We start from the raw sequence: 11,234 nt of genomic DNA on the forward strand, positions 1-11,234 counted from the left end.
AATCTATAAAAGATAATAAAAAACTATATGGAAAGACCGCATTTTGTATAAAAATATACCTTAAGTTGATGGATGTGGGGTCCCACCACATGCCCATCAACTTAAGATTTTGAAATACCCCAAAACGAAAATTTTGTGTATTATGCTCGTTTTTATTATTTTGAGGTAACCCGTCCTTTTTAGCTTGATAGCGATGTGGTGCTATCCTAGTAAAACAGCTTTTTATTACACTGAAATCTGATAATGGAAATAAAATACAGACCATAACCTTAAATTACATGTATCTAGGCTGTACCCAGTTTCAACTATTTTGCCGAAAGAAAATAAAAAGGGGCAATGTTAAGACTTGTAGCGCTTAACCATAAATACACATAAAAAGAAACCAGGCGGTAGTAAATATTAAAAATATTACGGAAAAGTGTATATTAGGAACAAAAAAAGACACCCTAAGGTGTCTTCCTGTGACTTGAACCATCTTAATTTTAATAATATGTATTGGACTCACATCCGAATATTATTTTACCATGTTAAGTAATGTTTGGGTACCGCCAGCATTTTTGAAGAAAAACACGCTAAGCAAAAAATACAATAAGCTGCCCATATGGACAGCTCATTTACATAATTCTCGTTATAGGAAAGAAATATCAATCACTGAGCATTAATATTCTTTAACTGAGTAACAGTTCCAAATCTTTTTTGTTTTATATGAGTCCTATAATGATTATAGGACTGAAGTATGATTCGAAATAGCGTTGATTATATGATTCCAATCGTCACAGTGAATCTCGTGACCTGATCCTTCTAGGGTTAGTAACAAAGCATGGGGAATTTCATTAACAAGAGCAAGACCATGCTCGTATGGAAGCACTATATCCTCTGTACCATGGATAACCAAAGTAGGTATATTGATTTCTTTTAACTTCCCCTCATAATAATCATCACCTTTAAGAAGAGAGTGATTAAACATACTGAGTAGGTTATTTGCTCGTTTTATTTCTTTTTCTACCTGCTTATAAACCCTCTTCTCATCGAATTTATGATTTGAACCACAGAGTAAAGCTGATCCTGTAACCAAGTAATTTGCAACAGATTCTTCATCTGACCAATTTAGTTTGGCCGCATTAGCATGGTAAGCGAGTACCTTCTCATCGATTGGAGGTAAATTCCGGTTGTTGTCTTCAGAACCAAAAAGACCTGATGCAATCAAAGTTATACTTAGAACTCTCTGAGGGTTCCTTAAGGCTACAATCTGAGCAATCATTCCACCCAATGACATTCCAACAATATGTGCTTCGTCAATATGATATGCATCGAGTACTCCAATCGCATCATCAGCCATATCTACCACAGTATAGTGGGAACTCCCGGGTTTATAAGTAGTTGACCGTCCGACATCTCTATTATCATAACGAATAACATATCGGCCCGTATTAGCTAATTGTTGACAAAATTCCTCATCCCAATAAACCATTGAACACATGGCTCCCATAATCAGTAAGACTGCTGGATCTGCTGAATTACCAAAGCTCTCTGTACATATATCAATTTTATTAATTTTAATAATCTTTTCAGTCATGATTAACTCCTCATTTCATTCGTATTTAGTTAATAAAAAAAGACACAATCAAATAAACCCACATATTTTGAAAAAAATAGTTGGGCATAACGAATTGTGTTTAAAATTAACGTAAACGAATGAACTTGATAATCATGTTAAACACTCTCCTATAAAAAGGGAATAAGGGTAAAACCCTTATTTTGATTATAACATAGCTCTATCAGTAGTAATATAGGTTCACTTTTTCTTATTTTATAATTTTAAAAATAATTCTTATTGTATGAATCTGCACTCTTAGTTGAAGAAAAGACGATGTATACAATATCCAAACCTAATTAACATAACGTCTCATTATTGTTAGTAAGAAAAAGCTATATTATCCGCAAAATTGTATAAAATCTTGCATACTTTTAGCATGGTCTTTTTCCGAAATGCTGTCGAGACCGAGACCCTTTTAATGTATAAAGAAAAGACATCCTAAGGTGCCTTCCTCCGACTTGAACCACTTTAATTTTAATAATATGGTTCTAATTTTAAAAACTACAGGGATTTTTTTGGGGCTTTGTAAGTAGTTTTTAAGAAATTATGAGTGATTTTTTTTATTTTGGTTTTCAAAATAGTTTTCTTTAATGATTTTTATAAGATATTCTTTTTCTGTTAGTTCAAATATAAATAATGCTTTTTTCATGATATCAGCAACATCTTCTTCATTATGTTGTTTTAATCTTAATAAATTCCAACCTTTTCCATAGTAGAGTTCACCTAATAGGTATAAAGTATTTAGGTTAATAGCTAATTTGATACCTATATCATTGTATTTTATTGCCTCTTCATGTTGATTTGTATGGCCTAAAATTTTTGCTAAATTAAAAATGATTTTTAATTTAATTTCTTTATCTCTAGGAAAATCTAGCTTATTAAAATTAGTTAAACATCTTCGTAATATATTAATACTTTTTTCATATTCTTTATTTTCCCCATGAAATATAGCCATTGTCTGCATAATCTCTATTTCTCTTTCTGATAAACAATCCATATTGGTTAAAGTTAGTTTTAATGCATGATTTAAAAGATTTAAAGCAATTTTTGTTGATTTATTCACCATAAATATAACAATTGCTTCATGCCATAGTAGAAATTGTTTATCTTCTGTTGATTGGAAATTATTTTGGTTTTTCTCTTGTTTTACTATTTCATAAAGTTCTTTATATTGTTTTTGCTTAGTGCAATCTCTCATTACATATTTTACGTTTTCTACATATTTTAATTTTTTGTTTTGAGTTAGTGCAAATATACTATTTGGATCAATACCAAGTCTTTCTGATAATTGGTATAACAATATGCTAGATGGATAAATCATACCTTTTTCGATCTTACTAATTTGACTTTGTGAACATATTCCATGACATAATTCGGATTGTGATATATTTTTTTTAATTCGAAGTTCTTTAATGGTAATACCCAAATCGTTAAATTCCATCTTTTCACCTACTATTTAGCACTTTATTAGTATAAGAATATTCTCCACCCTTAATGTAATGTAAAATTAATATAGTTGCAATTATTGGTTAATTAATAGTGCATATATTAGTCTATGTTTTTCGGTACTCGTAATTGCAGTAATGATTTTTGTTATTATGTGTAGCGTTTGAATAAAGTTTGATTAAATTAACTTACTAAACCTTGATAAAAAACAAATAGAAAAAGCGTGCTTTGAAAAAAGATTGATCAAAACACGCTTTTTCTATATTCAATTGAATCATCCTTTTATAAAAAAGTCTGATAATTTTTGTGATCCTTATTCCATTAAAGCGCCCGATTCTTGAATAACTTAAGATTGCTATAAATTCAATCATTTAAAAATCTATAGGACTCTAATATTTAATAATCTTGTTTTAGAGACCATACCAGCACTTTCTAACGTTTGTTTCGAGGGAGCGTTATAATACCAACAACCGCAAATCGGATTTAGATTATTGTCATAACACCATTCCTTTAAATGATGTATTATCGTTCTGCCTATTCCTTTTTTTCTGTATTGTTCATTTGTAAACATGCCCATATTTCCATATCTGTCGAGTAACTTACTTGTTTCTATAATCCCTATTCCAAGCAGAATACTTCCTTTGGTGTAGGTGAATATTTCCCTATTTTCAATACGTTCCTCCACTTTTCCAATGAAATCCTGACATACCTCAGTTATTTTTGGAGCATCGCTAGGAACCGCTGCTCTGAGTTCCCCATCTTTAAATAATTTTTCCTTTGGAATTTCCACTTTGTTATCTTGGAAAAAGTAAGCTTGTTTTTCAATCTTATAATCATGATCTAATACCAAACTTAAAAAAAGTTCGTCGCATGTTGGAACCAGTATTGACTGAATTGAATACTCCCTAAGAACATTGTTAAAAATCTCTTGGGATTCATTATAGTATGATAAATCTAAATAAAATTGTGTTAGGGACTGATTACTATGAATGGCATAATAACCTGCAACTTCAGAATTGTAATTGATTGTATAAAATACGGAATTGAGAATGTGCTCCTCTAAAACGGAATCAATAGGAGAGCTTAATGTACTAACATATCTTTGGATTAATTCCCCAATATCACTTTGCTTACATTCTTTAAAATAAAAACCCATGTTTAGACACCTCATATTTTTGTTGATCTCATTAGTACTCATGTAATATATCTTATTACTCATAAAATAAAGAGAATCTATCCAATAAATCATCTAGAAGTATTAGTGAGAAATTCTATTTAAGTATCGTGAAATCCTTCTCTAACCTCCGAGTTAGTTGTACAATCTTACTTTACAACCTGGCCCTTTAGTTGAGTAACTTTATTGCTACTCAACAATTCCTTAATCCGCCTTTCAGTTCAGATCTTATTTTCACTTTTCACTATAAAAACACCCCTTTAGATAAACAGATACACAGGGCAAAAGCATCCCAACTTTTTTATAAACGTCACGACTTTATTCAAAACATCGCGTCTTTTTTATAACACCGTGACTTTATTTAAAAGCGACATTATGATTATGACGCAATAGATGTTCAATCAAGAAGAAAGTATTAGAGGAAACAAGTTACTGAGTAATATACATAAGGACCTCACCCTTTCCATAGGATGGCGAGGCTTTTTAGTGTACAAAAGAAAAGACACCCAAAGGTGCCTTTCTATGAATTGAACCACTTTAATATTTAATAATATGTATTGGAATCCCATCCGAATATTGTTTTACCATGTTACATTATTTTGTTCATTGATGGGGATCATTATATCGCCATCAACCTAAGAGTACCTACTACCTTTTATTGTTATAAATATTATTCTGCCTAGATTAATAAGAAGAGATGAAAAAACACCTTCACAGGTGTCTTTTCTCATTATAGAAATATCTTAAATAGGACTCTTTTTTATAGTCAAATTGCAAAACCTTTGGATATTTCGGGTAAATAACTTTAAATCAATTTATATATACTAATTAATTATTAAAAATTTAAACATAGGTAAATAGAGAAGAATGTAGCGTTCTTATAGAAAGGCATATATTCATAGTTAGAATTAATTAACTATAAGAAAATGAAATTCATATTGTAATTAAATATAATTTATATGTAAATGGAGATTTTTTTATCTTTTTTATTTATGTGATGAAAAAATTAGGTATAGAAAAATTAAACAGACGTTTGTTTAAAGTATTTTAGTTATGAATCAATGTGTGAGGTTTGATGAGTTCCGTGTTCAATTGTCTACTTAGTTAACTTCTCATTTATTATATAAAATTTATCGCTACAAGTTCTTCTTAACGTTTTTTCATGAGAAGTAATCAACTTTTAAACTTTTTTTAATATTCAAAACAACTATTTGTAATCCAATCCATATTTTATTGATACCAATATAGTTTCAGGTATGCTAAAATCCATTTGAAACATTGCTTTTGGGAATGTAATTACTATTATAATCGCAACTTATTTTCTACAAACTGATTGGATTTCAATCCAAATTGCGGTTTTATTCCGCAGTCCTTAACAAATTGTTAAGGACCTTTTTTATTTGTTCTTTAGTAGTGAAAAAATAAAATTTGCAAAGATATAAAATTTTCATAATGGGGGTAATTAAAAATATTAGCTTGATGGACATGGGATACAGACCGCAAAACGGAATAAAACCACGCTAAGGATTTTTGAGCCATTTTAACGCTAATTTAAATTGTGTTGTATTGGATGCTATAAGGAAATCGAAATAACACTTCTTAGCAAAATTAAAAATAATAAAGAAGCCGAATTCCTTAACAGGTGGAATTCGGTTTCTTACTACAATATTTAACTTTAATTAGGAAAGGATTGTCCCATTTAAAAGATAATATATTTATTTATATTTCGGATCGAAAGGTTTTACCTAACTGGTTACCAAGACCAAAATAATGACGGAAATTATATATAAGTGGGCTCCATTTATTTGGGTCAATATGATTTTCTTCAAGAATGATTTCCTTATGAGCGTGTACATGTATAGCTTGTGTCTCAACAATTGCAAAATCAGGAGAATAATCAGGAATTCGAATATGTTTCACCCTTGCCTCAATTTGAATTGGACACTCCATAATTCGAGTAGGTTTTACCGATTTAGACTCAGTAGGTGTTAATCTACTAATATCATATTTTTCTTTTTCATATGTAAACCCATTCTTTTTCTTATAATCTGGAACAGGATTTTTCCCTGTATAGGGGGCTAATAGTTCAACATTCTCCCATAATGAAGGACTCGGAACATTGATTACACATTCAGGATGTCGTTCTAAATTCTCAATAGCTTTCCCACCAAGTCCAATTCCTAATATAATACAATCTCCTAATGCCCATGATGATGACATAGGGCTGATGTTTACTGTTCCATCTTCATTTAGTGAATTTAGTAAAATTACAGGAGTTCCGTAGTATAGAATTTTAGGTTTAATAGTCTCTGTGTTTGAAACCTGAGTCATTTTTTTCATCTTTATTTCTCCTCCTATTCATATGTTCTTCCCTATTTATTGTAGAATATAAACATTTCGATTATCATCGAAATATGGATTACATTAGGGGGAAATTAAAATGAACGCAAATCCAAATGTAGCAATGATTGCTACTCTTGTGAGTGAAGCTTCTCGTGCAACAATATTAACAGTCTTATTAGATGGTAGATTCTACCCTGCAAGCGAATTAGCATATATGGCAGGAATCAAACCACAGACGGCTAGTTTCCATTTGACAAAAATGGTCGATGCGAATGTAGTTATAGTTGAAAAACAGGGGAGACATCGATATTATGGAATTCGAAATCCGGAAGTTGCTCAAGTTATGGAGTCATTTTTATCAATAGCTCCACCCATTGAAATTAAATCATTAAAACAGGCTTCGGAAGATAAAGCGATGCGTTTTGCAAGAACATGTTATGATCATCTTGCGGGAAATTTAGGAGTACAATTAACAGATTCTTTAATTAAAATAGGTGTTATTTATGAAGAAAAGGACGGTTTTACTGTTACTGAAAAAGGGGAGTCATTCTTTACAAATTTTCAAATTGATCTTGAAAGGGTTAAGAAAAAGCGTCGTTCATTTACACACAAATGTTTAGATTGGAGTGAAAGACGTCACCACCTTGCGGGAGCATTAGGAAATGCCCTTCTAGAAAGACTATTAGAACTAAATTGGGTTCAACGTTTACCTAAAACAAGAGCAATAAAAATCACTTCTGACGGGAAAAAGGGACTAAAAGAAACATTTTCTTTTGATATTACAAACAACTAAGTTTTGAATATAAAACAGCCGATTTAGTCTTAAAAGGGTTAAAGTCGGCTATTTTGTGTTGAAATTTGCTTAACGTGGTTTTTTTCCGAAATGCTGGCGGTACCCCATGCCCATCAACCTAAGATTTTGAATTATCCCCAAAACAAAAATTTCATTCTTTCATAGTTGTCCATAGAAGTTCAGTTCGTTTTTTTCGTTTATGGGAAGATTGTATTTCTTAACTTGATAGCGCTGTGGCGATTCCCCTAAGAGACCTAAAAAAACTATGTAAAGAAGGTTTTCCAAAAGATTAAGCATAGCGCTACTCTTTTTGGAAAACCCCTAATCGATAAATTCGTGTTATTATTCTTGATATTGCTGTTGAACCGCCTCCGGTAGTTCCTCAAAGATTATTCTTTTAAAAATGTTAATAATGCTTTATTAAATTCTTTTGCATGAGTTGCGTTTAATCCATGAGGACCACCCTGTATTAGAGCAAGTTTACTATCAGGAATGGAATCATATGTGCGTTTTCCACTTAACTCAAAAGGTACAGTTGCATCAGAGTCACCGTGAATAATAAGATTTAATATCAAATATAAAAGCTACCAATATATACATATAAACCAGTATTATAGTTTGATACTGATTTATTTGATGCTTTTATTTATGTACTTGTTAATTTAGCATAGATGATAAAAAATAAGGTTAATTGTCCTATTATCACAATATTCGGCACTACTATAATTAAATTAATAACAAAAAAGAGTGCTAAAATTCCTAAAAACAAGCATAAATAATAAATGTTCAAGCGGTGTTGTTCAAACCTGTATTGATGAAAAACAATTGTAGTTGACAGGAAATAGAGCAATACAGAACCAAAAACAAAATATAAGATAAAAGAATAATAGACCTCATGTAAAAATAATAATCTAATGGATGCTGCAACCATACTCAAAGACATTAAAATAAATAGATGACCGTAAATAATAATTTGACCAGAAGTTTGTCTAGACTTGTCGAGTTTCTTCTCCATGTTATCGAAATATTGCCACCACATCGAAATAATGAGGATAAATGAAATGATCGCAAAGCTTATTGAATCCCAATTTCCTTGTTTAGGTTGAATGATCACAAGAGTGCTTACAAGAGCTTCCCCAAAGAGAATAATGGAAAATAGACCAAATCTCTCTAACAAGTGGGCTGTATTTGTAGGAACCTTTTCTAAACACTTCCTTCCAAGCAGTGGGACAATAATATCGATAAGAATCCCAAAATATAACACAGCATATCGAATCCAAGAATCAAAAAAGACGGATAATAATGAAATAACGATTCCAATCCAAAAATATCTTCCTAAAAAGAGTGCTGCTTTTTTTCGAGCCCCCTCTTCTATACGCTGGACAACAAGATATTGAATTGCAGTCACGACCCTTAAACCAATATAGCCAATTAAAAAAGAAAGATAATAAGGATCAAAATCAGCTGATAAGCTTGATGTCATTATTAGGACAAAAAACATTTGCAAGATCAAAAAAATTCGTTGATGAAATAAATCTTTTCCAAACCGGTTAACAAAGATGGTTTGCCCTACCCAAGCCCACCAGATCGGAATAAAAATTAAGACAAACTTTACTAAATACTCTGCATGGATTTGACCATCTTCAACATGAAGTAAAACATGAGTCGCAGCCGTCACTGCCGCCACAAATAACAAATCATAAAAGAGTTCTAACCACGTCACTTTCTTTTCTTCCATTTCTGCACTCCCTCCTTATAGTTAATAATTTCAATGTTTCATAGATGATACCTAACTGTTTATAAAGATATACCTTTGTAAACATGAGTTTTTTGAAACAAGAAAATGTGTACCTCAAGTGAATTTGGAAGTAAACAAATGGGTATAAGTTTACTTTCAGTAAAATAACAAATTGTAAGTAGCGAATCCGCTGCTTTTTTATTTTGCATAGAAAAAGAAACCCTAATAGGCTCCTTAATTCGATTCAGAAGTTGTGTAGTTTTTCTTGATGATATCCTTTATGTTGATAATTAAGGATATAAGGAATCCAGCAGCTAGGATACCGTTTACCCAGTAATATGTATTCCCTGATGTAAATTTATTATAAAAGGAATCGACATTATAATATACTAAGCCTGCTGAAATCACGGTAGAAATTACTAACGTACCAAAACTTTTCATACTGTTCACCTCGATTCTAAAATTTCCGACTTTTTGTACAATTATACATTTAAATAAAAAGACTTACAAAGAAATTAGCATAAGGAAGAGTTAGACAAATGAGGTATCGCCGGGATTTTGGAAAAAAACACGCTAAGCAAAAAATAAAATGAGCCGCCCATATGGACAGCTCATTTACATAATTATCGTTATCAGAAGTTGTTTTTAGATGATCAGTTTTTATATTTTAGGCTCTGTTAATATTAATTGTTGACTTTCAAAAAAAAACCGCTTCTTATAAAGAGCAGTTTTACTTATATTCATTCTTATTCAAATTCTGAAGCGTATTCTTCATATACCTTTAATGTATTAAGCAGTCTAGCTGATTTAAGCATGATTTCGTTTGATGAATCAGTTACACAAATGTCAATAAATCGGTTATCGTTTTTGTCACCAAACAATCCTTCTGACTCAAGTTCCATTAACACTTTTAATAATTCATTCAGCAATGTATCTATTAGCGAATCAAAGTCTTCTTCGACGGTTTCATGGTATCTTTTAATAGTTTTATTCACTTCTTCAAACATTCCGAAATCGTCCCACTCACTCCACTCAACAGCCCCATATCTATAATAGTTGTATAAAGGGTCTGATTTATTCACCTTAATCAGTCTTTCTTTATTAGCCACTGGTCCAATGCTACTGAAACAGTCGTCCGTCATTAGGGAGTATCCATATATTGTGTCATTACCACACCTAGATATAAGTTCATTATAATGACAACGAATTGCATTTTTCAACTGAACATATAAACTTTCTTGAAGATGCATTTTCACCGTATCACCTCCGTTCTTTTTGTAAAGACATGTTGTTACATACTTCAATCTTAATATGAAAATCAACATTAAACGTTAACTGAGCCATATTTTATAATAGTTCCGTTTATATCTTTTATAAATGATATATAAATTAAGTGCAATATTGATAAATGATTTTTCAAATTATAATCCCACAAATTATAAGTTTTACTCTAAAACCCAGTCATACCAAATTGTCATTAAAACCGTATTGAGAAAAGAAAAATAATTGGTAAGTATTAATGGTAAAGGGAAAATCAAAAAGACAGAATCCTGAATAAGAAAAAACCACATTGAATAAACATACATGTTTGGTTAACATAACGTCTCATTATCAGTAGCAAGGAAAAAGGCGAATTCCCTTTGAAAGTGGGGACTCACCTTTTTTTTTTTCTATAACCCTATTCATTTTTTTATACATTCTTATCCTTGCGCGGATTTAGGGTTCTCATTTGTTACTGGGTTCGTCGAAAAACTGTATAAAACCTTGCATACTCTTAGCTTGTTTTTTCTATGGAATGCTGTCGATACCTTTTTAATGCATAAAGAAAAGATACCCTAAGGTGCCTTCCTCTGAATTGAACCACTTTAATTTTAATAATATAGTTTTAAGTTTAAAAACTATAGGGATTTTTCCTGTGGGATTTGTAAGTAGTTTTTACGAAATTATGAGTGTTTTTTATTCTGTATTTCAATAAGTTCATCTTTAATCATTTGTATATAATGTTCTTTTTCTCTTAGTTCAAATATAAATAATGCTTTTTTCATGTTATTAACAACATCTTCTTTATTATGTTGTTTAATCTTTAATAAATACTGACTTTTTAAATAGTATAGTTCACCTAGTAGGTATAAAGTGTCTAGAT

Annotated in this window: 8 protein-coding genes and 2 pseudogenes; 1 reads left to right on the forward strand and 9 read right to left on the reverse strand. The window is 30.9% G+C overall.

All coding sequences use genetic code 11. The features are described 5' to 3' along the window. Window positions 1–721 precede the first annotated feature (721 nt). The 4 genes from mle to JDS81_RS29390 form a co-directional block, all read right to left on the reverse strand. Window positions 722–1,576 (reverse strand): alpha/beta fold macrolide esterase, encoded by an 855-nt coding sequence (gene mle, locus JDS81_RS29375; protein WP_097955285.1) that lies wholly within the window; start codon window positions 1,574–1,576, stop codon window positions 722–724. Between the two features lie 565 nt (window positions 1,577–2,141). Continuing rightward, entirely contained in the window at window positions 2,142–3,038 is an 897-nt protein-coding gene (locus JDS81_RS29380; RefSeq protein ID WP_097955283.1) for a helix-turn-helix domain-containing protein, read from the reverse strand. Between the two features lie 384 nt (window positions 3,039–3,422). Continuing rightward, window positions 3,423–4,199 (reverse strand): GNAT family N-acetyltransferase, encoded by a 777-nt coding sequence (locus JDS81_RS29385; RefSeq protein ID WP_097955282.1) that lies wholly within the window; start codon window positions 4,197–4,199, stop codon window positions 3,423–3,425. Between the two features lie 1,737 nt (window positions 4,200–5,936). Continuing rightward, the gene (locus JDS81_RS29390; protein WP_097955280.1) at window positions 5,937–6,557 is read right to left on the reverse strand and encodes a flavin reductase family protein; all 621 of its coding nucleotides are present in this window, start codon (window positions 6,555–6,557) and stop codon (window positions 5,937–5,939) included. A gap of 100 nt (window positions 6,558–6,657) precedes the next feature. On the opposite strand from JDS81_RS29390, the gene JDS81_RS29395 reads away from it, so the two are divergent. Next, window positions 6,658–7,353 carry an ArsR/SmtB family transcription factor gene (locus JDS81_RS29395; protein WP_097955279.1) on the forward strand — a complete coding sequence of 232 codons (696 nt, stop codon included), beginning with the start codon at window positions 6,658–6,660 and terminating at the stop codon, window positions 7,351–7,353. A gap of 389 nt (window positions 7,354–7,742) precedes the next feature. On the opposite strand, the pseudogene JDS81_RS29400 reads toward JDS81_RS29395, so the two are convergent. From JDS81_RS29400 to JDS81_RS29420, 5 genes and pseudogenes are all read right to left on the reverse strand, one after another. Continuing rightward, window positions 7,743–7,925 (reverse strand): annotated as a pseudogene (locus JDS81_RS29400) (alpha/beta fold hydrolase); the annotation flags it as partial. A 74-nt stretch (window positions 7,926–7,999) separates the two neighbouring features. Continuing rightward, on the reverse strand, window positions 8,000–9,091 hold the full coding sequence (locus tag JDS81_RS29405; protein WP_097955277.1) for a low temperature requirement protein A: 1,092 nt from the start codon (window positions 9,089–9,091) through the stop codon (window positions 8,000–8,002). Window positions 9,092–9,325: 234 nt separating this feature from the next. Beyond that, complete coding sequence (locus JDS81_RS29410; protein WP_000834523.1) at window positions 9,326–9,532, reverse strand: hypothetical protein; 207 nt, start codon at window positions 9,530–9,532, stop codon at window positions 9,326–9,328. 305 nt (window positions 9,533–9,837) lie between these two features. Continuing rightward, a complete protein-coding gene (locus JDS81_RS29415) occupies window positions 9,838–10,341 on the reverse strand; it encodes a DUF4303 domain-containing protein (protein ID WP_033663422.1) in 504 nt (167 codons plus the stop codon). 693 nt (window positions 10,342–11,034) lie between these two features. Next, window positions 11,035–11,234, reverse strand: a pseudogene (locus JDS81_RS29420) (transcriptional regulator); the annotation flags it as partial.

It is taken from the genome of Bacillus cereus group sp. N31, assembly GCF_016483245.1.
GTDB classification, from domain to species: domain Bacteria; phylum Bacillota; class Bacilli; order Bacillales; family Bacillaceae_G; genus Bacillus_A; species Bacillus_A toyonensis.

Coding starts and splice junctions, on each gene's coding strand:
- JDS81_RS29385 (WP_097955282.1), bottom strand. CDS start 4,199: ATGGGTTTTTATTTTAAAGAATGTAAGCAAAGTGATATTGGGGAATTA.
- JDS81_RS29415 (WP_033663422.1), bottom strand. CDS start 10,341: ATGCATCTTCAAGAAAGTTTATATGTTCAGTTGAAAAATGCAATTCGT.
- JDS81_RS29380 (WP_097955283.1), bottom strand. CDS start 3,038: ATGGAATTTAACGATTTGGGTATTACCATTAAAGAACTTCGAATTAAA.
- JDS81_RS29395 (WP_097955279.1), top strand. CDS start 6,658: ATGAACGCAAATCCAAATGTAGCAATGATTGCTACTCTTGTGAGTGAA.
- JDS81_RS29405 (WP_097955277.1), bottom strand. CDS start 9,091: ATGGAAGAAAAGAAAGTGACGTGGTTAGAACTCTTTTATGATTTGTTA.
- JDS81_RS29410 (WP_000834523.1), bottom strand. CDS start 9,532: ATGAAAAGTTTTGGTACGTTAGTAATTTCTACCGTGATTTCAGCAGGC.
- JDS81_RS29390 (WP_097955280.1), bottom strand. CDS start 6,557: ATGAAAAAAATGACTCAGGTTTCAAACACAGAGACTATTAAACCTAAA.
- mle (WP_097955285.1), bottom strand. CDS start 1,576: ATGACTGAAAAGATTATTAAAATTAATAAAATTGATATATGTACAGAG.